Origin of the sequence: Pseudomonas sp. NPDC088322 (genome assembly GCF_044740745.1) — a bacterium.
GTDB lineage: Bacteria > Pseudomonadota > Gammaproteobacteria > Pseudomonadales > Pseudomonadaceae > Aquipseudomonas > Aquipseudomonas shirazensis.
The window spans coordinates 193191-215042 of record NZ_JBIURK010000003.1; the positions used below are offsets into that span (position 1 = coordinate 193191).

General features: G+C 63.1%; 14 protein-coding genes. 5 read left to right on the forward strand and 9 right to left on the reverse strand.

The window, feature by feature from the left end; translation table 11 throughout:
* Positions 1 to 116: 116 nt before the first annotated feature.
* The 9 genes from ACIOAU_RS08510 to putP form a co-directional block, all read right to left on the reverse strand.
* Entirely contained in the window at positions 117 to 1250 is a 1134-nt protein-coding gene (locus ACIOAU_RS08510) for an O-antigen ligase domain-containing protein (protein WP_224785561.1), read from the reverse strand.
* A gap of 22 nt (positions 1251 to 1272) precedes the next feature.
* Positions 1273 to 2040 carry a glycosyltransferase family 2 protein gene (locus tag ACIOAU_RS08515; RefSeq protein WP_219860653.1) on the reverse strand — a complete coding sequence of 256 codons (768 nt, stop codon included), beginning with the start codon at positions 2038 to 2040 and terminating at the stop codon, positions 1273 to 1275.
* A gap of 29 nt (positions 2041 to 2069) precedes the next feature.
* Entirely contained in the window at positions 2070 to 3026 is a 957-nt protein-coding gene (locus tag ACIOAU_RS08520) for a glycosyltransferase (RefSeq protein ID WP_401181335.1), read from the reverse strand.
* Positions 3023 to 4450 (reverse strand): PIG-L deacetylase family protein, encoded by a 1428-nt coding sequence (locus ACIOAU_RS08525; protein WP_259074450.1) that lies wholly within the window; start codon positions 4448 to 4450, stop codon positions 3023 to 3025. The genes ACIOAU_RS08520 and ACIOAU_RS08525 overlap by 4 nt, the downstream gene beginning before the upstream one ends.
* Before the next feature lie 2 nt (positions 4451 to 4452).
* Positions 4453 to 5349 (reverse strand): antimicrobial resistance protein Mig-14, encoded by an 897-nt coding sequence (locus ACIOAU_RS08530; RefSeq protein WP_150573091.1) that lies wholly within the window; start codon positions 5347 to 5349, stop codon positions 4453 to 4455.
* Positions 5349 to 6479 carry a glycosyltransferase gene (locus ACIOAU_RS08535; RefSeq protein ID WP_401181338.1) on the reverse strand — a complete coding sequence of 377 codons (1131 nt, stop codon included), beginning with the start codon at positions 6477 to 6479 and terminating at the stop codon, positions 5349 to 5351. Before ACIOAU_RS08535 ends, ACIOAU_RS08530 begins: the two co-directional genes overlap by 1 nt.
* The gene (locus ACIOAU_RS08540) at positions 6463 to 8220 is read right to left on the reverse strand and encodes a carbamoyltransferase (protein ID WP_101315830.1); all 1758 of its coding nucleotides are present in this window, start codon (positions 8218 to 8220) and stop codon (positions 6463 to 6465) included. Before ACIOAU_RS08540 ends, ACIOAU_RS08535 begins: the two co-directional genes overlap by 17 nt.
* A 140-nt stretch (positions 8221 to 8360) precedes the next feature.
* Positions 8361 to 9197, reverse strand: a complete 837-nt coding sequence (locus ACIOAU_RS08545; protein ID WP_150571094.1) for a 23S rRNA (adenine(2030)-N(6))-methyltransferase RlmJ — start codon at positions 9195 to 9197, stop codon at positions 8361 to 8363.
* A 154-nt stretch (positions 9198 to 9351) separates the two neighbouring features.
* The gene (putP, locus tag ACIOAU_RS08550; RefSeq protein WP_220632963.1) at positions 9352 to 10827 is read right to left on the reverse strand and encodes a sodium/proline symporter PutP; all 1476 of its coding nucleotides are present in this window, start codon (positions 10825 to 10827) and stop codon (positions 9352 to 9354) included.
* 357 nt (positions 10828 to 11184) lie between these two features.
* On the opposite strand from putP, the gene putA reads away from it, so the two are divergent.
* The 5 genes from putA (at position 11185) to mdtD (ending at position 21830) form a co-directional block, all read left to right on the forward strand.
* A complete protein-coding gene (gene putA / locus ACIOAU_RS08555) occupies positions 11185 to 15138 on the forward strand; it encodes a trifunctional transcriptional regulator/proline dehydrogenase/L-glutamate gamma-semialdehyde dehydrogenase (protein WP_401181343.1) in 3954 nt (1317 codons plus the stop codon).
* 626 nt (positions 15139 to 15764) lie between these two features.
* A complete protein-coding gene (locus ACIOAU_RS08560) occupies positions 15765 to 17567 on the forward strand; it encodes an acyl-CoA dehydrogenase (RefSeq protein WP_150571092.1) in 1803 nt (600 codons plus the stop codon).
* A 31-nt stretch (positions 17568 to 17598) separates the two neighbouring features.
* Positions 17599 to 19041, forward strand: coding sequence for a TldD/PmbA family protein (locus ACIOAU_RS08565; protein ID WP_401181346.1), 1443 nt, complete (start codon positions 17599 to 17601; stop codon positions 19039 to 19041).
* On the forward strand, positions 19041 to 20372 hold the full coding sequence (locus ACIOAU_RS08570) for a TldD/PmbA family protein (protein WP_401181349.1): 1332 nt from the start codon (positions 19041 to 19043) through the stop codon (positions 20370 to 20372). Before ACIOAU_RS08565 ends, ACIOAU_RS08570 begins: the two co-directional genes overlap by 1 nt.
* A gap of 30 nt (positions 20373 to 20402) precedes the next feature.
* Positions 20403 to 21830 carry a multidrug transporter subunit MdtD gene (gene mdtD / locus ACIOAU_RS08575; protein WP_101315814.1) on the forward strand — a complete coding sequence of 476 codons (1428 nt, stop codon included), beginning with the start codon at positions 20403 to 20405 and terminating at the stop codon, positions 21828 to 21830.
* Positions 21831 to 21852 lie beyond the last annotated feature (22 nt).

Genomic DNA, 21852 nt, shown 5'->3' on the forward strand with positions numbered 1-21852 from the left:
ATTCACCGCGACCTGTAGGAGCGGCCTTGTGTCGCGAAAGGCCAGCGTAGCTGGCCCGCGAAGTCAGCGGCGATGCTGAGGCCGCTCCTACAGGGATCGCGCAAGCTTCTGATCTGTTACCAGCGCTTACGCTGTTGTTGCTGGACAACCCTGCCCAACACCATCGCTGCCGGCAACAACACCAGCGGCCAAAGCTCATCCGGATTGCCGATCAGCTTGCTGCCATCGAAATTGAGCATCACCAGCGCGCACGCCAGGTACATACCCCACGGATCGCGCAGGCGAATCGCTTCGATCAGGGTCATGGCCATGACGATCAGGAACAACACCAGCGAAACGCCACCGGTGTACAAGCCCATCGCGACGAAGATGTTATGCGGATGCTGAATCGGCATCACACCGCTGAGCAGCTTGTCGGTCTGGAACTCTACGCCACAGCCAAGCAGCCAGCCGCAATTGCGCCACTCGCCGACCATGATCTGGAACAACTCGATGCGATACGAGTCGCCGCGCGCAAACAGGTTATGGAACCACTGCGCATCCTTGACCAGCCACAGCGCTATCGCCCCCATCACCCCACACGCCAACAGCCAAGGCCCGGCAACCCGGGGGAAGCGCCACAGCGCGTAGCACGCCCAGGCCGCGAACAGGAAGGCTGCGCCGACCAGTGCAGTGCGCGTCTGCAAGACGAAACTGACCGCCACCACCGATAGCACTACGGCAGCACAGGCTTCCACCCAGCGGCGGTTCTTGACCCACGCTGGCATGGCCAGGGCCAGCGCGCAGAACAACCAGATGCTGGCATAGATCACGTTCTCAAGCCGCGCGGGCAGGATCCCTACTCGCGCGCCGAAGCGGAACTCGCCAGACTGGTAGGCATAGGCCGCACAGCCATAGATATACAGGCACAACGCCCAGAACAGGGCCCGGGTGAATGCCTCGGAGCGGAAGAAGTCCGGATTGAGCAGCCCGCCCAGAATGAACACGAACAAGGTCACATAGAGGATGTGCTTGTAGAACTGCCCATCACCAGCCACCGCCGCCGGCACCAGGAACCACAGCAGAAACACTACCCAGGCCCAGCCCAGCTTGTTTGCAAACAATCCCGCGCCGCGCTCCTTTATCAGGAACACCAGCCCAGGCAACGCGACGAACGCGTAAAAAATGTTGTTGGTCCACTTCGAGGACGTCATCAACACATAGCTGAGCAGAAACACGATCAGTGCTGCAGCAAAGTATTGCCTGCTCATTGCGCCCTCCTTGCCTATCTTTTCAAACATCCTTCAATATCCATCCAACCAGCAGTCCAATAACGAGCGCAGCCATCAATTTGATGCGCTCCATGCGCTTGCGCCGAAGCTTCTTGACCTTCTCTTCGGGCATTTCCACGTGCTCACCGAAACCGGTGTGCAATACAGCGTCGTTTTCAAGAATCAGTGCGTAGCGGTTGGCGTCGGCATACAGCCGCGACAGGCTCTTCTCGCCCGAATGCGAGGCATACGGCGCGTGCGCCTGGTAATCAGCCAGCCGGCGCAGGCCCGGATTGAAGGAGAACCCCTGCCATTCCGGTTTGTTCGAACCCAGCTGGTAGAACGGGATGCCGGCGTGCACCTGACGCTCGTGCAGGAACACATACGGGCTATGCACCTGCAGGTCATGGGCAAAGCTGCGCAGCCAGACCTGCAAGGCCTGTGGATCGGCTTCAAGCAGGGCCATGGAGTCTTCGATGAAGCCCGGGCGGTAGAACGCCCAGTCATCTTCACAGTGGAACACCCAGAACGTCTTGATCTGCGCGTACGCGGCGTCAACCGAACGCAACTGGCCCAGCTTCGGGTTGTTGACGATAAAGGTCGTGTGCGCACGCCAGTGTTCGGGGATGCACTCGCGCACGGCTTCGTCGCCGGCGTCTTCGGTGATGAACACCTCGCGGATGGGCGCGGTGTTGAAGCGGTCGAAGGTCTCGAGCGTGCGCTTGAGCAGATCGAACCGACCGCAACTGGTCACCATCAGCGTGATCTCGCTGCTTTCACTGAAAAGCATGGTTGTCCTCGATGGTTTAGGGTCGGGCGTTATAGACCCAGGGCGCGACGCAGACGTTGCCACGGGCCCGGGTTGTCACGCTGACGCAAAGGGGGACGCATGGCCTCGACGATCGCCTGGCCGATGGCGTGGAAGCTGAAGCGCTGCTCTGCCAATGCCTGGCCATTGCGGGAAATACGCTCGGCCAGGGCGCTGTCGGCACGCAGCACCGCGAGTTTTTCTCGCAATTGCGCAAGGTCGCGGTACAGCACGATGTTTTCCATGTCGACAAAGCCCAGGGCGCGGTTTTCTTCATCACCCTGGTCGTAGGCGAACAGCACACAGCCACAGGCCATGGCTTCGAAGTTCTTGATCATGTACTCGCCCATGCCGACATCGGCACTGACGAAGTAGCGAATGCGGCTGAGGGTCTGGCTGTACTCTTCGCCGGACTTGGTGCGGGTGATGACCAGGTTTTCCACCTCGGCCAACGAGTCGAGCATGGCCTTGCGCCCGGAATAGGCGACGCTGCGCAGGCTGCCGACAAACGCCAGTTCGATATCGCGCTCGCGGTTCTCGTTGCGCAGCAGCGCCTGGTCATAGCCCTTGGGCACGAACACCGCGTCAAAGCCTTCGTCCTGCAGACGGCGGGTGACCACCGCACCAGAGGTGATCACCCGCGCCCACGGCAGGCGGCGGTAATGCGCGCTGAACTTGCCGGTGTACTTGCAGGGGATGTAGTTCTGGTAGGCATCGTGCTCGAGGATGACCAGATTGGGTATCTGGCTGATGAAGCGAACCTGACGGATCTCCTTTTTGAAGCGCAAGAAGAACAGGATGCGGTCGTACTGTTCGACCTGCACATGCTGCTTGAAGTAACCGCGCAGGTCGTCCTGTTCGGCGTCGGTCAGCCAGCGGATATCACACTCGCAACTGGCGGCGATGCCTTCATACAGCCGATCAAGGATGGCGCGCTGCTCTTTCTGGACCAGAAACAGGACTTTCACTGTGGTTTACTCTTGTCGACCAGTGTCTCGACCCAAAACAGTTCGTGGCGACGCACTGCCTTACGGAAGAACTCGTTTTTACCAAATAGCGGCCAACGGCGACCAGCCAGATACTGTTGCAGCAGGCGCCGAACCCGCCTTTTGAGCGGCGCCGGCGGCTGCAGGTCGTGCATCATAGCCAAAGACATGGCCTTTTGCCGCTGTCGCTCAGGCGAGACTTGCAGTGCCCACGGGCACATCCCCGGCTGCGCCTCGAACAACGGGGGCAAGGCCACGCCGTCACCCGCCTCGCCCATCGGCCAGCGGTCGTTGTCATGAAGGTGGTTGGCGTACAGCAGCAGGGTCTGCGGCTGCCACTGGCACGCGGCCAGCGCCTCGCGCAGTGCGTCGTGGGCGCAGACGTGATCGGGGTGCGGGTCGAGCTGCGGATGCGGCAGCACTACGGTGTCCGGTCGCGCGCGCTCGATCAGCTCGCACAGGTCAGCCACCAGGGCCTGCCAGGTCGGCTGACCGTGTGCATCACTCTGAAGGGTGCATTCGTTGAAGCGGCGAAACGGACGCGTGTCGACCAGATCGGCCTCACGGGACGCCACTGCTGCCTGCGGATCGGCCTGCATCGCGCTCAATTGCATGCAGAAGTAACCGAGCTGCACACTCTGCGCCGATGGCACCCCGGCCCAGCGCGGCACGGCGACGCTGTCCCAACTGCGCAGCTCGCCCTTGAGCCGGGCTGCCTGCACGGTGTCCAGGGCCAGTGTGTCGCGGTAGTACTCATTTTCAATTTCGCCAGCGGTCAGGGTGACGATCCAGCTCTGCTCGGCCTGGGCATACGCTGCAAAGGCCGCCAGTTCGGCATCATCGGCATGCGGCGCGATCACCATCAGGGTGCCGGCAAGGTAGTCGGCGTGGCCGATAACCAGCAGCTCCATTTCAGCTGCCAGCCGGCAGTGGCGCCCGCGCAAACGCAGTTGCCCAGCTGCCAATGCAGCCTCTTGACCACTGAGATTGAGGTAGCGCACGCCCTTGGCGCCGCGCTCGAAGCTTTGCTTGTCGGCGTTGCCGCCTTCGATGACAACGGCAGGGTCAAGCAGCCGACCCAGCAAGCTGGCGCGCAGTTGCACCCGCAGCAGCAGGGTCTGGCTGGCATCCAGTACGCAATCTGCAGGCAGCGTGAGCAGGCCGTCGCGGCTGTGCAGCGGGTAGCGCGCGCAGCCTTGCAGGTCGTACTCGTAATCACTGGCGGCCACGTAGAACAGGTGATCGGAAAACCAGGCTTCATGGCCGACCCACAGCAGCAGCGCGAGTACCGGCGGCAGCCACCACAGCCACAAGCCCGACAGCAATAGAACGCACAACAGCACCAACACAACCAGCCGTTTGCGCTTGCGATGACGATTGAGTAACTGCTGCTTGCGTGCGCTCATGGTCAGACCTGATACACCGGCACCGGCGTGCACCAACGCTCCTTGTACTCCCGGTCAGCACGACCGAAGGAGAACCGCAGGGCCTTGTTGCGCGCGCGGGCATCTTCCCAGGCGGCCTGGGTATTGAGGAAACTCAGCACGCTACCGGGGCTGAACGCCTTGGTCTCGGGGTCGACGCCGCCGTTGACGTACTCGACGCTGACCCACTCCGGGGCCTCGACACGGTAGATCAGCTGGATGGCAATCGGTGCACCTTCAAGCAATACCACCGAACCGATCAACAGCTCGCGCAGGCGCTCGAGCACTTCAGGCATATGCTGCGCGCCGGTGGCGGCGAAGCCCCAGCGGCGCTGGAACAGGTCGCAATACATGCTGGCGATCTGCGCCGAGGTAAAATCGCTGATCGGCTGCACCTGCCCGCCGGCTTCTTCCAACAAGCGCAGTTCACGGCGCTGGTTGTAGCGAAACTTCTTCGACAGGTCTTCCGGCGCGCGGGCCATGGCCAACTGTTCAGCTTGCGCCTGCAGGCCGCTGAAGCGCCCGTGGTTGAGCTCTGACAGGTAGCGCCCGGCGTGCCGCAGCGGCGCCTCGGCAGTGCTGGACGCCGGCAGAATCAGTTCGGCATTGCCCAGGTCGAACAGACCCTTTTTGCCGTGACGCTTGAGCACGTCCTTGGACAATGCCAGGTGGCGCCCCCAGGTCGGAATGGCCGCCTGTAAATCACCGCCCTGCTCCCACCCCAGATAGCGGACCGGGATCTGCGCAAGCTCAGCCAACTGTTCGAGCACCCGCGGATGGGTCGCGACGCTGCCGCCGAAGCGCTGCCAGGTCTCGGCATAGGCGGCGGCATCGATGACTTTCCAGCCGCGCTCGCGCACAGCCGGGATGCGGTTGAAGATCACGGCTGCACCGCCAACGCCTGTGCTTGCGGCAACTGCCAGAAGGTCTCGGCGACGGCCTGGTCACTGAAGCGCTCGCGCAAGCGTTGCAGCATGTGCTCGGCACACGCCTGACGCTGCTGGTCGTCCAGCCTGGCCATATGTTCCAGGCCCTGGGCCAACTGCCCGGCATCGCCCAGCGGGAACAGCATGCCAACGCCCTCGACCACTTCGCGGGCACCGCCACAGGCCGTGGCCAATACCGGAACGCCGGCGACCATAGCCTCCAGCAGAACCATGCCGAACGGCTCGTGGTCCGAGCTCAGCGCAAATACATCGAACGCCTTGAAGTAGCACCGCGCATCCGCCACCTGGCCAAGAAAGTCGACCTGAGCAGCAATACCCAGTTCGACCGCCAGGGCCTTGAGCTGTGGCTCCAGGCGGCCAGTGCCGAGGATCGCCAGGCGAGCACCGGCAGGCAGATTCGGCAGCGCCTGGGCAAATCCTTTGAGCAAGGTCGCCTGGTCTTTGTCCGGGTGCAGACGGCCAACATTGCCGACAATCCACGCCTGCGGATCGAGGCCAAGCACCCGCCGGGCTTCTTCAGCCGGCACCAGGCTGGCCTGCAGTGCATCGACGTCGATGCGGTTGTACAGGGTTTGAATACGTTCGGCCGGCCACTGCGTCAGGCAGCGGCGCATATCGTCGCGCACCGCGTCGGACACGCCGAGCAAGCTCAGGCGCTGGCGGAACAGATTAGCGAAAAGCCGGCGGCTGTTGCGCTGATAGTCGCCGAACGCGTGGTGCACGCCGATCACCGGCAGATCGGTGCCGAGCAAGGCGATATAGATCGGCTTGAAGCGGTGGGCGATGCACAGGGCAAAGTTGCGCTCGGCAGCGATCCGCCGCAGCGCACGTATCGCCCCCAGCTTCAGGCCGCGCACGGCCTTGGAGCTGAATTCGAGAAACAGCACTTCGTCCGAAGCACAGCCCGCGGCTACCTGCGGATCGGCCTTGCCGGTGAGAAACACCGTGGTGACCTGATAACCGCGCCCCTGAAACAGGCTGGCGTACTGACGGGCGCAGTCGAGAAACGGCCCGTCATAACCATGGCAGAACTGCAGAATGCGCGGTTCAGAGCGGCTGGTCATAAGGCGCAGCGCCATCCTTCACGACCAGGATGTCTTCCATGATCAGGTACTGCAGGTCCGAGCCGAAGAACATGTTCAAGGCGTCGGTCGGCGAGCAGATCATCGGTTCGCCACGACGGTTCAGCGAGGTGTTCAGCGACACGCCGTTGCCGGTCAGGTCTTCCAGCGCTTTCATCATGTCGTAGTAGCGCGGGTTGTATTCGCGCTTGAGCACCTGGGCACGCGAAGTGCCGTCCTCGTGGACCACTTCCGGTACACGGGTTTTCCATTCATCCGACACTTCGAAGGTGAAGGTCATGAACGGCGCAGGGTGATCGATCTTGATCATCTGCGGCGCAACGGTGTCGAGCATCGACGGGCAGAAAGGCCTCCAGCGCTCGCGGAACTTGATCTGGTGGTTGATCCGGTCAGCAACCCCGGCAACGCTCGGGCAGCCGATGATCGAACGGCCACCGAGCGCGCGCGGGCCAAATTCCATACGGCCCTGGAACCAGGCCACCGGGTTGCCATCGACCATGATCTTGGCGATCTGCTCGGGCATGTTGTCCAGCTTGCGCCACTGCGGCTGGCTCGGATGGCGAGCGCAGGCGGCAATCACGTCTTCGTTGGAATACGACGGGCCGAGGTAGACGTGTTCCATCTTCTCGACCGGGACGCCACGGGCGTGCGACACGTAGGCAGCAGCGCCGACCGCAGTACCGGCGTCACCGGAGGCAGGCTGCACGAACAGCTCCTTGACGTCCGGGCGGGCGATGATCTTCTGGTTGAGCTTGACGTTCAGCGCGCAACCGCCAGCGAAGGCCAGCTTGCCGGTCTGCTTGAGGATGTCGCCCAGATAATGGTCGATCATCTGCAGCGCAAGCTTCTCGAACAGCGCCTGCATGCTCGCCGCGTAGTGGATGTACGGCTCGTCGGCGATATCGCCTTCGCGCTTGGGGCCCAGCCACTCGATCAGTTTTGGCGAGAAGTAGAAGCCCTTGCCCTTTTCTTTATAGCGACGCAGGCCGATGACGTTGGCGTATTCGGTGTTGATCACCAGTTCGCCGTTTTCAAAGCTGGCCAGGCGCGAGAAGTCATATTTGCTGGCATCGCCGTATGGCGCCATGCCCATGACCTTGAACTCGCCGTCGAGCATTTCGAAGCCGAGGAACTCGGTGATCGCGCCATACAGGCCGCCGAGCGAGTCCGGATCGAAGAACTCCTTGATCTTGTGGATCTTGCCGTTTTCACCGTAGCCAAAGAAGGTCGTGGCGTATTCGCCCTTGCCATCGATGCCGAGGATCGCGGTTTTTTCTTTAAAGCCCGAGCAGTGGTAAGCACTGGAGGCGTGCGCCAGGTGGTGCTCGACCGGCTCGATCTTGATCTTTTTCGGATCGAAGCCCAGTTGCTCGAGGCACCAGACGATCTTGTTGCGATAGCGCTTGTAGCGACGGTTACCCATCAGCAGCGCGTCGAGGGCGCGGTCCGGGGCATACCAGTAGCGCTTGGCATAGTGCCAGCGGGCCTTGCCGAACAGGCTGATCGGGGCGAAGGGTATGGCGACCACATCGACGTCCGACGGCTTGATGCCGGCCTGCTCCAGGCAGAACTTCGCCGATTCGTAGGGCATGCGGTTCTTCGCATGCTTGTCACGCACGAAGCGCTCTTCTTCGGCGGCGGCAATCAGCTTGCCGTCGATGTACAGGGCCGCGGAAGGGTCATGGCTAAGGGCGCCGGACAGGCCAAGAATCGTCAATGCCAAGGGTCTAGCCTCTTCATTCGGTAGAGATGCGCGGTCGGCCTCACGGGCGGACGGCGGCTAAAGGGCGGGATTATAACGCAAAGCTCCATCGCGCACCGCCCCTGTGTGGAGCGGGCCCGGGGCGGCGAGACAGGATCGGATTATTCAGCAATCAGCCAATCGAGGCGCCAGCTACCGTCAGTCTGGGCCAGCTCTTTGGCCAGCAGCGGCAGCAACTCGCGCAGCTCTTCTTCCAGGCCCCATGGCGGGTTGGCAATCGCCAGGCCGGAACCGTTCAGACCCTGCGGGCTGTCCTGATGATGCACATACAGCTCGGCGCGCAGCAGCTTCGGCGCGCCGGTGCTGGTCAGGTCCTGATAGTAGCGAGTCAGCAAGCGCTGGTCCTTGATCGGGTACCAGATCACCGCCACCGTCTGGCGCATGCGCCCGATCGCTTCCTTGACTGCAACGGTGCAGCGCTTGAGCTCGTCGGCCTGCTCGAACGGCGGATCGATGAGCATGATCGCGCGCTTTTCCTGCACTGGCAGCAGCGCCCGCGGCACATGCCAGCCTTCGCCCAGATGAACGGTGACGCGCGGGTCCTTTTTCATGTTCTCGCGCAGCAATGGGCCGTCTTCCGGGTGCTTTTCGTTGAACAGCGCACGGTCCTGCTGACGCATCAGCCGGCGCGCCAACTCGGGCGAGCCCGGGTAATAGCGCAGCTCACCTTCTGGATTCAGGCGCTTGATCACGCGCAGGTAGTCGGCGGTGATCCCTGGCAGATCGTCACGGCCCCACAGCCGGGCAACGCCCTCCAGGTACTCACCGGTACGGCTCGCCTGGTCGCCGTGCAGGTCGTACAGACCGAGGCCGGCGTGGGTATCGATGTAAGCGAACGGCTGCTCCTTGCGCGACATCAAGGCGATGAGGCGGGTCAGCACGATGTGTTTGAAGACGTCGGCATGGTTGCCGGCGTGGAAGGCGTGACGATAGTTCATGGCAACTCCTGCGCAGGCGGCAAGTTTACCTTGTCAGGCTGGAGCCGTCAGGCCTGCGTATGCGCCAGGCGACTGCAGGCCTGCCTTGCAGCGGGCAAGAAAAAGCCCGCACCTAAACAGGCGCGGGCTTTTTCATACAGCGGTCAGGGCAACATTACTTACCGATGTGGTAAGCCTCGTCAGCCTTCTCGAAGCGCGAAACCATGCTCGAGGTCGGTGCGCCCAGCTTGCTCACCAGCACGATGGCGATGGTGGCAAACAGGAAGCCCGGGATGATTTCGTACAGGCCGGTGTCCAGCTGCTTCCAGAAGATCACGGTCAGTGCGCCAACTACGATACCGCTCAGCGCGCCGTTGCGGGTCATACCCTTCCACAGTACCGACAGCAGGACTACCGGACCAAACGCAGCACCGAAGCCAGCCCAGGCGTACGCCACCAGACCAAGCACGCGGTTTTCCGGGTTGGCTGCCAGGGCGATGGCGATCAGTGCCACGGCCAGGACCATCATCCGGCCGACCCAGACCAGCTCGACCTGGGAAGCGTTTTTACGCAGGAAAGTCTTGTAGAAGTCTTCGGTCAGGGCGCTGGAGCAGACCAGCAGCTGGCAGCTCAGGGTGCTCATCACCGCCGCCAGGATGGCCGACAGCAGCACACCGGCAACCCACGGGTTGAACAGGATCTTCGCCAGCTCGATGAACACACGCTCGTGGTTCTCGGTAACCGGGCCAGCCAGTTCAGGGTTGGCCGAGAAGTAGGCGATACCGAAGAAGCCCACGGCGCAAGTACCAGCCAGGCACAGGATCATCCAGGTCATCGAGATGCGACGAGCATTGGCGATCGACTTGACCGACTCGGCAGCCATGAACCGCGCGAGGATGTGCGGCTGGCCGAAGTAGCCCAGGCCCCAGCCCATCAGCGAGATGATGCCGATGAAGGTCGCCCCTTTGAACATGTCGAAGTTGGCCGGGTTCTGCGCTTCGATGGCGAGGAAGGTGGTGTCGAAGCCGCCCGTCGAGATCAGCACGATGATCGGCGTCAGGATCAGCGCGAAGATCATCAGCGAGGCCTGCACGGTGTCGGTCCAGCTCACTGCCAGGAAACCACCGACGAAGGTGTAGGCGATGGTCGCAGCAGCGCCGGCCCACAGCGCGGTTTCGTACGACATGCCGAAGGTGCTTTCGAACAGACGAGCACCCGCCACGATGCCGGAGGCACAGTAGATGGTGAAGAACACCAGGATGACGATCGCGGAGATGATCCGCAGCAGGCCACTCTTGTCTTCAAAGCGGCTGGCGAAGTAGTCCGGCAGGGTCAGCGCGTCGCCGTTGTGCTCGGTCTGCACACGCAGACGGCCGGCCACGAACAGCCAGTTCAGGTAGGCACCAACGGTCAGGCCGATGGCGATCCAGGCTTCGGACAAGCCGGACATGTAGATGGCGCCTGGCAGGCCCATCAACAGCCAGCCGCTCATGTCGGAGGCACCTGCGGACAGCGCGGTGACAACGCTACCGAGGCTACGTCCGCCGAGAATGTAATCGGAAAGGTTGTTGGTGGAGCGATAGGCGGCGAAGCCGATCAGTACCATTGCTGCGATGTAGACCACGAAGGTGATCGTCAGTGGATTGCCCATGGTTGTGCCCTGGCGTTTGTTTTTATTTCATGCAACCTGCCGACAAAGCGGTTGCACCCAGGCGGCGCATGCTATGCAACAACATGAACCGGGTGCAACCATTTTTCATTTGCCAGTTGCACCCTGAAATGCGTTTACACAGAAAACGTCGCTTTTAGACACTTTTGTCGCAAACGCCGCGTTTATCAAAGGAAAACGCACCACAATCGAGCAGCGCGACGACCTGAAACCACGCGCCAGACGAGTTGCACCTCAAACTATAAAAAAACGGGTTGCACCAGGTTGCACCCGCAATGGGCTAGCGCTAATCTTGGCCTCAGCTAAAGCCACAGCAAGTGGCAATAATGAGGATAAGAAATGGCGACGACCACCCTTGGGGTCAAACTCGATGACCCTACCCGTGAGCGACTCAAGGCAGCTGCGCAGTCGATTGACCGCACGCCGCATTGGTTGATCAAGCAGGCTATCTTCAATTACCTGGAGAAGCTCGAGGGTGGCGCGACCCTGCACGAAATCAATGGCCATGGTGCCAACCTCAGTGACGACGCCGGCGAGGTACAGCCTGAGCATAGCCATCAATGCTTCCTCGAGTTCGCTGAAAGCATCCTGCCGCAATCGGTACTGCGTGCTGCCATCACTTCGGCCTACCGTCGCCCCGAGCAGGAAATGGTGCCGATGCTGCTGGAGCAGGCGCGCCTGACCACTGCCCAGGCCGAAGCCACCAACAAGCTCGCCTCGGGCATCGCCGAGAAGCTGCGTAACCAGAAGAGCGCCAGCGGTCGTGCCGGTATCGTTCAGGGCCTGCTGCAGGAGTTTTCGCTGTCGTCGCAGGAAGGCGTTGCACTCATGTGCCTGGCCGAAGCCCTGCTGCGCATCCCCGACAAAGGCACCCGCGACGCGCTGATCCGCGACAAGATCAGCACCGGCAACTGGCACCCGCACCTGGGCAACAGTCCGTCGCTGTTCGTCAACGCAGCAACCTGGGGCCTGCTGCTGACCGGCAAGCTGGTCTCGACCCACAACGAATCCGGCCTGACTTCGTCGCTGACGCGCATCATCGGCAAGAGCGGCGAGCCGATGATCCGCAAGGGCGTCGACATGGCCATGCGCCTGATGGGCGAGCAGTTCGTCACCGGCGAAACCATCGCCGAAGCCCTGGCCAACGCTAGCCGCTTCGAGTCCAAAGGCTTCCGTTATTCCTACGACATGCTCGGTGAAGCCGCACTCACCGAGCATGACGCACAGAAGTACCTGGCCTCCTACGAGCAGGCGATCCACTCGATCGGCAAGGCCTCCCATGGCCGCGGCATCTATGAAGGCCCGGGCATCTCGATCAAGCTTTCCGCCCTGCACCCTCGCTACAGCCGCGCGCAATACGAGCGGGTGATGGACGAGCTGTACCCGCGCCTGCTGTCGCTGACCTTGCTGGCCAAGCAGTACGACATCGGCCTTAACATCGACGCCGAAGAAGCCGACCGCCTCGAGCTGTCGCTGGACCTGCTCGAGCGCCTGTGCTTCGAGCCATCGCTGACTGGCTGGAACGGTATCGGCTTTGTCATCCAGGCTTATCAGAAGCGTTGCCCGTACGTGATCGACTCGGTCATCGACCTGGCCAAGCGCAGCCGCCATCGCTTGATGATCCGCCTGGTCAAGGGCGCCTACTGGGACAGCGAAATCAAGCGCGCCCAGGTCGAAGGTCTGGAAGGCTATCCGGTCTACACCCGCAAGGTGTACACCGATGTTTCCTACATCGCCTGCGCACGCAAGCTGCTGTCGGTGCCAGAAGCCATCTACCCGCAGTTCGCTACCCACAACGCCCACACCCTGTCGGCCATCTACCACATCGCCGGGCAGAACTATTACCCGGGCCAGTACGAGTTCCAGTGCCTGCACGGCATGGGCGAGCCGCTCTACGAGCAAGTGGTGGGCAAAGTTGCCGATGGCAAGCTGAACCGTCCGTGCCGGGTGTATGCCCCGGTCGGTACCCACGAGACGCTGCTAGCCTATCTGGTGCGACGCCTGCTGGAAAACGGCGCCAACACCTCGTTCGTCAACCGTATTGCCGACCACTCGATTTCGATTCAAGAGCTGGTCTCCGACCCGGTCGCCAATATCGAGCAAATGGCGGCCCAGGAAGGCAGCATCGGCCTGCCGCACCCGCGCATCCCACTGCCGCGTGACCTGTATGGCAGCGAGCGGGCCAACTCGGCCGGTATCGACCTGGCCAACGAACATCGCCTGGCGTCGCTGTCCTGCGCGTTGCTGGCAACCGCTCACACCGAGTGGAAAGCCGCACCAATGCTGGGTTGCGCCAGCAGCCAGGAAGTGGCGGCAGCCGTGATCAACCCGTCCGATCATCGCGACGTCGTCGGTCATGTGCAGGAAGCCACCGTCATTGATGTCGACAACGCCATCCAGTGCGCGCTGAACGCTGCGCCGATCTGGCAAGCGACGCCGCCAGCCGAGCGTGCAGCGATCCTCGAGCGCAGCGCCGACCTGATGGAGGCCGAGATCCAGCCGTTGATGGGCCTGCTGGTGCGTGAGGCCGGCAAGACCTACGCCAACGCCATTGCCGAAGTCCGCGAAGCGGTGGACTTCCTGCGTTACTACGCAGTACAGGCCCGCAACAACTTCAGCAACGACGCCCACCGCCCACTGGGCCCGGTGGTGTGCATCAGCCCGTGGAACTTCCCGCTGGCGATCTTCAGCGGCCAGGTTGCCGCGGCCTTGGCTGCCGGTAACCCTGTGCTGGCCAAGCCTGCCGAGCAAACTCCGCTTATCGCTGCGCAAGCGGTGCGCTTGATGCTTGAAGCCGGCATCCCTGAAGGTGTGCTGCAACTGCTGCCAGGCCGCGGTGAAACCGTCGGCGCCGGTCTGGTCGGTGACGAGCGAGTCAAAGGTGTGATGTTCACTGGCTCGACTGAAGTCGCCCGCCTGCTGCAACGCAATATCGCTGGCCGCCTCGACGCTCAAGGCCGGCCGATCCCGCTGATCGCCGAAACCGGCGGGCAGAACGCGATGATCGTCGACTCGTCGGCCTTGACCGAGCAAGTGGTGATCGACGTGGTTTCCTCGGCGTTCGACAGCGCCGGCCAACGTTGCTCGGCCCTGCGCGTCCTGTGCCTGCAGGAGGACTCCGCCGACCGCGTCATTGAAATGCTCAAGGGCGCCATGGCGCAGAACCGCCAGGGCAACCCGGAACGACTCTCGGTGGACATCGGCCCGGTGATCGACGCCGAAGCCAAGGCTGGCATCGAGAAGCACATCCAGGCCATGCGTGAAAAAGGCCGCGCCGTGTATCAGGTGGCCATCGCCGATGCTGCCGAGTGCAAACGCGGTACCTTCGTCATGCCGACCTTGATCGAGCTGGACAGCTTCGACGAACTCAAGCGCGAGATCTTCGGCCCGGTACTGCACGTAGTGCGCTACAACCGCCGCAATCTCGACCAGTTGCTCGAGCAGATCAACGCCTCCGGCTACGGCCTGACCCTGGGCGTACACACCCGCATCGACGAAACCATCGCCAAGGTTGTGGATACCGTCAACGCCGGCAACATGTACGTCAACCGCAACATCGTCGGTGCCGTGGTCGGCGTGCAGCCGTTCGGTGGTGAAGGCCTGTCCGGCACCGGCCCGAAAGCCGGCGGCCCGCTGTACCTGTACCGCCTGCTCTCAACCCGCCCGGTCGACGCCGTGGCTCGCCAGTTCAAGGAGGCCGATGCTGCCAGCAAGGTCGACAGCGTCCTGCGCGAGCAACTGATCAAGCCGCTGCACAGCCTTAAAGCCTGGGCAGAAAGCAACAAGCTGAGCGACCTGGCCAGCCTCTGCGAGCAGTTCGCAGAGCAATCACAGAGCGGCATCACCCGCCTGCTGCCGGGCCCGACCGGCGAGCGCAACAGCTACACCATCCTGCCGCGCGAGCATGTGCTGTGCCTGGCAGACAATGAAGCTGACCTGCTGGCTCAATTGGCTGCGGTACTGGCCGTAGGCAGCTCGGCGGTATGCGTCGACGGCGAGCCGGCCAAGAGCCTGCGTGCGCGCCTGCCTAAAGAGCTGCAAGGCAAGGTCAAGCTGGTGGCCGACTGGACCAAGGATGAAGTAGCGTTCGATGCTGTTATCCACCACGGCCACTCGGACCAACTGCGCGCCGTGTGCGAGCAGGTAGCCAAGCGCGCCGGGGCGATTGTCGGTGTGCACGGGCTGTCCAGCGGCGATCAGCAGATTGCCCTGGAGCGTTTGGTGATCGAGCGCGCAGTGAGCGTCAACACCGCTGCGGCGGGGGGTAACGCGAGCTTGATGACGATCGGCTGACACCGACACGGCAGTAACCAAAAAGGAGAGCTTCGGCTCTCCTTTTTTATGACTTTCAGATACAACTTGCTGCCACTTGCATCGCCTGATTCCAGGTCGGCGTCGCCTGTATTGGGGCTGCTCCTACAGTACCGCGCATGGCGGCGGGCGAGGCGTCTGGCGCGCCTACGCCGACTGGACGCGGTCCCTGTAGGAGCGGCCTTGTGTCGCGAAAGGGCCGCGAAGCGGCCCCTGTAGGAGCGGCCTTGTGTCGCGAAAGGGCCGCGAAGCGGCCCCGACATCAGCAGCAGTTACACCAAACTACGTCCAATAGCCGGCCGTTGGCGCACCGCAGCGCAATCACCGCCGCATCCCCAACTCGGCATCATCCATCAGCGCCTTGGCCAACGCGCTCAAGTCATGTGAAGCCCTTCGAGGAAATGGGGACTGCGGGGAGCGCTCTCAAGATCCAGCGCCGCCCGCGCGGCGCATCGCAACACAAGGCCGCTCCAGAAGCCCGTGACATGCACTTAGTGGCCGCAATTCGCCACCCCTCCCCCACACCATCACCTCAATCAATGATGCTGGCCTCACCCACTCCTCGTTCCTAGACTCGCCTTAAGCCCCTCACCACTGGACCCGCCAGCATGTCCGAAACCCTGCTCAGCTCCCGCAACCTGGCTTTCGAGCTCTACGAAGTACTCGACGCCGAGGCCCTGACCCAGCGCCCGCGCTTCGCCGAGCACAGCCGGGAAACCTTCGATGCGGCGTTGGCCACTGCGCGCACCATCGCCGAGAAGTACTTCGCCGGGCACAACCGCAAGGCAGACGAAAATGAACCGCGCTACGTCGATGGCCGGGCCGAGTTGATTGCCGAAGTGAAGCCTGCGGTCGATGCCTTTTTGCAGGCGGGTTTCCTCAATGCCAACCGCGATTTCGAGGTCGGTGGCATGCAGTTGCCGAGCCTGCTCTCGCAAGCCTGTTTCGCGCACTTCCAGGCAGCCAACGCGGGCACTACGGCCTACCCGTTTCTGACCATGGGCGCCGCCAACCTGATCGAGAGTTTCGGCAGCGATGAGCAGAAGCGCTTGTTCCTGCAGCCGATGATCGAGGGGCGCTACTTCGGCACCATGGCCCTGACCGAACCCCATGCTGGCTCGTCACTGGCGGATATCCGCACCCGCGCCGAACCGGCTGGCGATGGCAGTTACCGGATCAAGGGCAACAAGATCTTCATCTCCGGCGGCGACCATCAGCTGTCGGAGAACATCGTCCATCTGGTGCTGGCGAAGCTGCCGGACGCGCCCGCCGGGGTGAAGGGCATTTCGCTGTTTATCGTGCCCAAGTACCTGGCCAATGCCGATGGCAGCCTGGGCCCGCGCAACGATGTGCTGCTGGCCGGGCTGTTTCACAAGATGGGCTGGCGCGGCACCACCTCGACGGCGCTTAACTTTGGTGACCAGGGCAACTGCGTGGGCTATTTGCTGGGCCAGCCGCACCAGGGCCTGGCCTGCATGTTCCAGATGATGAACGAGGCGCGGATCGGCGTCGGCATGGGTGCGGTGATGCTCGGCTATGCCGGCTACCTGTACTCGCTGGAGTATGCGCGCCAGCGGCCACAGGGGCGTTTGCCGGACAACAAGGATCCGCTCAGCGCGGCAGTGCCGATCATCGCTCACAGTGACGTGAAGCGTATGTTGCTGACGCAGAAGGCCTATGTCGAAGGTGCGTTCGATCTGGGCCTGTATGCAGCGCGGCTGTTCGACGATACCCACACCGCGCCCAGCGACAGCGAGCGCCAGCAGGCCCAGGCATTGCTCGACCTGCTGACGCCGATCGTCAAGTCGTGGCCCTCGGAGTTCTGCCTCAAGGCCAACGAGCTGGCGATCCAGATCCTCGGCGGTCACGGCTACACCCGCGAGTATCCGGTCGAGCAGTACTACCGCGACAATCGCCTGAACCCGATCCATGAAGGCACCCACGGCATCCAGTCGCTCGACCTGCTCGGCCGCAAGCTGGCGCACAATGGCGGCGCCGGGCTTAAGCAGTTGATCCGCCTGATCGCCGCAACGGCCGAGCGCGCCAGCCATCACCCTGCCCTCGATGACCTGCGCCAGCCGCTTGAGCAACTGGTCAATCGGCTGCAGGCGGTGACCTTGGCGCTGCTTGGCGATATGGCGGCGGGCAAGGTCAGCACTGCGCTGGCCAACTCGGCGCTGTACCTCAAGGTGTTTGGCCATTGCGTGATTGGCTGGCGCTGGCTGGAGCAGGCGCTGCATGCCGAGCGCGGGCTGGTCAACGGCGCGGCGGCCGACCACCACTTCTATCGTGGCAAGTTGCAGGCGGCGCGTTATTTCCTGACTTGGGAAGTACCGGGCTGCCATACTGAGCTGGCACTGCTCGAGGCCCGCGATGACACTTGCCTGAGCATGCACGAAGGGTGGTTCTAGGGGGAGCCGCCGCGTTCACGGAGTTCTGCCCATGTTCGATTCCAGCGCCCTGCTGCGTCAGCGCTTTGCCTCGCTGCGCAGTACGGCCGAGGTGTTTTCGCTGCGCCACGTCAAGCAGTCCTATCAAGGCCTGGCGGTGCGCCGCAATGTTGCCCAGCCACCGTTCTTCAATCAGGACGAAGGCGCCATGCTTACCGTGCGCATCAACGGTGTCGAGGCCTATGCGGCCACCGCCGATCTTTCGCAAAGCGGCTTGCAACGGGCGCTGGAGCAGGCCGAAGCGCTGGCCCGGCAGATCGCCCGGCACAGCCTGCTGGATTTGAGCACGCAACCCGTGCCGAGCGAGCGCCATGACCATGTCTCCCCCAACTTCATTCAGCCGCTGCCGAACCTGGCCGATTGCCTGGGCCTGCTCGCCGCCGAATCGGCCAGCGTGCCGACGGATGACCGCCTGGTCGATTGGCAGGCGAGCCTGGGTATCAGCGAAGTCGAGCAGACCTACTTGAACTCGGCCGGCGCCGAACTGCGCCACGCCCAGCGCTTTTTGTTCCCGGGCATGGCCGTCACTGCCAGCGACGGCCAGGACAGCCAGAGCCGCAGCCTGGGCCGGGACAATTTTGGCCAGCAGGGCGGTTTCGAGATCATCGAGCGCTGCGGTCTGATCGGTGCCGCGACGCAGGTTGCCGATCAGGCCTTGCAACTGTTGCTGGCGCCCAACACGCCGAGCGGCAAGCGCGACCTGTTGCTGATGCCTGACCAGATGATGCTGCAGATCCACGAGTCGATCGGCCACCCGCTGGAGATGGACCGAATTCTGGGCGACGAGCGCAACTACGCCGGTACCAGTTTCGTCAAAGCCAGCGACTTCGGCCAGCTGCAATATGGCTCGAGCCTACTCAATGTGACCTTCGACCCGACCATCGCCGAAGAGCTGGCCAGCTACAGCCACGACGATGACGGCACGGCCGCCAGCAAGCAGTTCCTGATCCGTCAGGGCAAGCTGTTACGCCCGCTCGGGGGCGCGCTGTCGCAGTTCCGCTCCGGGCTTGATGGGGTCGCCAACAGCCGCGCCTGCAGCTGGAACCGCGCGCCGATCGACCGCATGGCCAACCTCAATATCGAACCCGGCGAGCAGTCGCTGGCGCAGCTGATTGGCGGTATCGAGCAGGGCATCCTGATGCGCACCAACCGCTCGTGGTCGATTGACGATGCGCGCAACAAGTTTCAGTTTGGCTGCGAGTGGGGCCAGTTGATCGAAGACGGCCAACTCAAGGGCGTGGTCAAGAACCCTAACTACCGCGGTATTTCGGCGCAGTTCTGGCGCGACCTGTCGGCAGTCGGCGACCGCAGCACTTTCGAGGTACTCGGCACCCCCAACTGCGGCAAGGGCGAGCCCAATCAGGTGGTGCGGGTCGGCCATGCGTCGCCGGCCTGTGTGTTCAGCCAGATCGATGTATTCGGAGGAGACGCCTGATGCGCGCCACACCCCAGGAGCAATTCCAGCAGCTGCTGCAAACCTTGCGTGCAGCCCTGCGCGACGGCGAGCAGTTCACCCTCGGTTTCAGCGCCGAGCAGTCGCAGTTCATTCGTTTCAACCATGCCAAGGTGCGCCAGGCCGGTGTGGTCAGCCAGGCCAGCGCCCAACTGCGGCTGGTCGACAATGGCCGCCAGGCCGAGCAGCAGTTCACCCTGTGTGGCGATGCCGAGCTTGACCAGCAGCGCCTGCACGATGCGCTCAAGCAATTGCGCCAGACCTTGCCGCTGCTGGCCGTCGACCCGTACCTGAGCCTGGACGACAGCGCCTGGCAGTCGCACAGCCTGCAACAACAGGCGCTGCCGGCCCCAGCCGAGGTGCTGGCGCTGGTCGAGCGCGAAGCTGCCGAACTGGATTTGGTCGGCATCTACGCCGCCGGCCCGATCTGCCGCGGCTTTGCCAGTTCGTTCGGGGCGTTTGGCTGGCATGAAGCGGTCAGTTTCAACTTCGACTGGAGCCTGTTCCACGCCAACGGCGAGGCAGTCAAAGCCAACTATGCAGGCCAGAGCTGGGACGCTGCTGCCTTTGTCGAGCGTTTGCGCCTGGCCCGCGAGCAACTGGCCTATCTGGGCCTGCCTGGGGTGCTGCTCAAGCCCGGCAGCTATCGCGCTTACCTGGCGCCAGCGGCCATGGATGAAATCGCCGGCATGCTCTGCTGGGGCGGTTTTTCCGCGCAGGCACTGGCCACCGGCAACAGCGCCTTGCAGCGCCTGTACAGCGGCGATGCGCAATTGAGCCCGCTGGTGAGTATCAGCGAGCAGGTCAGTGGCTCGTTGAGCCCGGCGTTTTCCGACGAAGGTTCGCAGCGCCAGGACCTGCAACTGATCGCCGAGGGTCGCGGCCTGCAGCGCCTGGTCAGTGCCCGCAGCGCAGCGGAGTTCAAGCTGGCCGCCAACGGCGCCGACAGCTACGAGTCGCCCTGCGCGCTGAGCCTGGCACCGGGCGAGTTGGCCACCGCCGACATCCTCCAGCGCCTGGGCACCGGCCTGTACATCAGCAACCTGTGGTACCTGAACTACTCTGACCTGCCAGCAGCACGGATGACCGGCCTGACCCGCTTTGCCACCTTCTGGGTCGAGAACGGCGAGATTAAGGGGCCGGTCAGCACCATGCGCTTCGACGACACCCTGTACAACCTGCTCGGCCAGCAGCTCGAAGCCCTGACCGCCGAGCGTGAGCTGATCCTTTCGACCAGCACCTACGGCCAACGGCAAACCGGATCGAGTCATTTGCCGGGCGCGCTGGTCAAAGCGATGACCCTGACTCTGTAACACCGCCGCCTGGAAGGATTTGAGGCCGCCATGACCGATCGCGCACCGCTTGACCCTGTCACCGCCCGCTGGATCCCGTGGGTGGTGGCGATTGCCTTTTTCATGCAGTCACTCGACGGCACCATCCTCAACACCGCGCTGCCGGCGATGGCGCGCTCGCTCGAAGAAGACCCGCTGCGCATGCAAGGGGTGATCATCGCCTACATGCTCACCGTGGCCTTGCTGATCCCGGCCTCGGGCTGGATCTCCGACCGCTTTGGCACCAAGCGGATCTTCTTCAGCGCGATCCTCTTGTTCAGCTTTGGCTCACTGCTGTGCGCCCTGGCCAACAGCCTCGGCTTCCTCATCGGGGCGCGGATCATTCAGGGCCTGGGCGGTGCCTTGATGCTGCCGGTCGGGCGGCTCGTGGTGCTGCGCGCCTACCCACGTTCAGAGCTGGTGCGGATCATGAGCTTCATCACCATCCCCGGCCTGCTCGGCCCGCTGCTGGGGCCGACCGTCGGTGGCTGGCTGGTAGAAATCCTCAGTTGGCACTGGATCTTCTTGCTCAACCTGCCGGTGGGTGCGCTGGGCTGTTGGGCGGTATGGAAGTTCATCCCCGACCTGCGCGGCAGCGAGCGCACGACCTTCGATACGCCAGGGTTCCTTCTGTTTGGTGCAGCGATGGTGCTGATCACCATTGCCATGGAAGGCCTGGGCGAGCTGCACATGCCGCACCTGCGGGTGATGTTGCTGCTGTTTGCCGGCATGGCTTGCCTGGCGGCCTACTGGCTGCGCGCCGGGCGCGATCCCGAGCCGCTGTTCTCGCCCAGCCTGTTCCGCGTGCGCACCTTCGCCATCGGTATTCTCGGCAACCTGTTCGCCCGTCTGGGCAGCGGTGCCCTGCCCTTTCTGGTGCCGCTGCTGCTGCAGATCGCCCTGGGCTATTCGCCGTCCCAGGCCGGCATGAGCATGATCCCTCTGGCAGCAGCGGCGATGGTTGCCAAGTCGGTAGCACGGCCGCTGATCGAGCGGCTCGGCTACCGTATCATCCTCACCGGCAATACCGTGCTGCTAGGCATCCTCCTGGCGAGCCTGGGCCTGGTCGATGAGCAGACGCCGTATGCTTTGTTGCTGGTGCAGCTGTCGTTGCTCGGTGCAGTCAACTCGCTGCAGTTCACCGCGATGAACACGGTGACCCTGATCGATCTCGACGATGCCAGCGCCAGCAGCGGCAACGGCTTGCTTTCGGTGGTTGCGCAACTGGCCTTGAGCCTGGGCGTGGCCTGTGCCGGTGCCCTGCTCGGCGGCTTCACCGCGGCTGGTAACGGCGATGGCGTTGAGAGCGTGCTGGGGGCCTTCCAGCTGACCTTCTTCACCATCGGCCTGATGTCGATGCTGGCAGCGGCGATCTTCCTGCAACTGGCGCCAAGCGACGGCAGGCGTGCCCGTCGTCCGGAAGCCGAGATCGAACCTTAGGGGGAATGGCCACGAGGCTGGT

Excerpts from the sequence above, each read along its gene's own strand:
- ACIOAU_RS08510 (WP_224785561.1), bottom strand. The coding sequence starts at position 1,250 with ATGAGCAGGCAATACTTTGCTGCAGCACTGATCGTGTTTCTGCTCAGC.
- ACIOAU_RS08515 (WP_219860653.1), bottom strand. The coding sequence starts at position 2,040 with ATGCTTTTCAGTGAAAGCAGCGAGATCACGCTGATGGTGACCAGTTGC.
- ACIOAU_RS08525 (WP_259074450.1), bottom strand. The coding sequence starts at position 4,450 with ATGAGCGCACGCAAGCAGCAGTTACTCAATCGTCATCGCAAGCGCAAA.
- ACIOAU_RS08535 (WP_401181338.1), bottom strand. The coding sequence starts at position 6,479 with ATGACCAGCCGCTCTGAACCGCGCATTCTGCAGTTCTGCCATGGTTAT.
- ACIOAU_RS08545 (WP_150571094.1), bottom strand. The coding sequence starts at position 9,197 with ATGAACTATCGTCACGCCTTCCACGCCGGCAACCATGCCGACGTCTTC.
- putP (WP_220632963.1), bottom strand. The coding sequence starts at position 10,827 with ATGGGCAATCCACTGACGATCACCTTCGTGGTCTACATCGCAGCAATG.
- putA (WP_401181343.1), top strand. The coding sequence starts at position 11,185 with ATGGCGACGACCACCCTTGGGGTCAAACTCGATGACCCTACCCGTGAG.
- ACIOAU_RS08560 (WP_150571092.1), top strand. The coding sequence starts at position 15,765 with ATGTCCGAAACCCTGCTCAGCTCCCGCAACCTGGCTTTCGAGCTCTAC.
- ACIOAU_RS08565 (WP_401181346.1), top strand. The coding sequence starts at position 17,599 with ATGTTCGATTCCAGCGCCCTGCTGCGTCAGCGCTTTGCCTCGCTGCGC.
- ACIOAU_RS08570 (WP_401181349.1), top strand. The coding sequence starts at position 19,041 with ATGCGCGCCACACCCCAGGAGCAATTCCAGCAGCTGCTGCAAACCTTG.
- mdtD (WP_101315814.1), top strand. The coding sequence starts at position 20,403 with ATGACCGATCGCGCACCGCTTGACCCTGTCACCGCCCGCTGGATCCCG.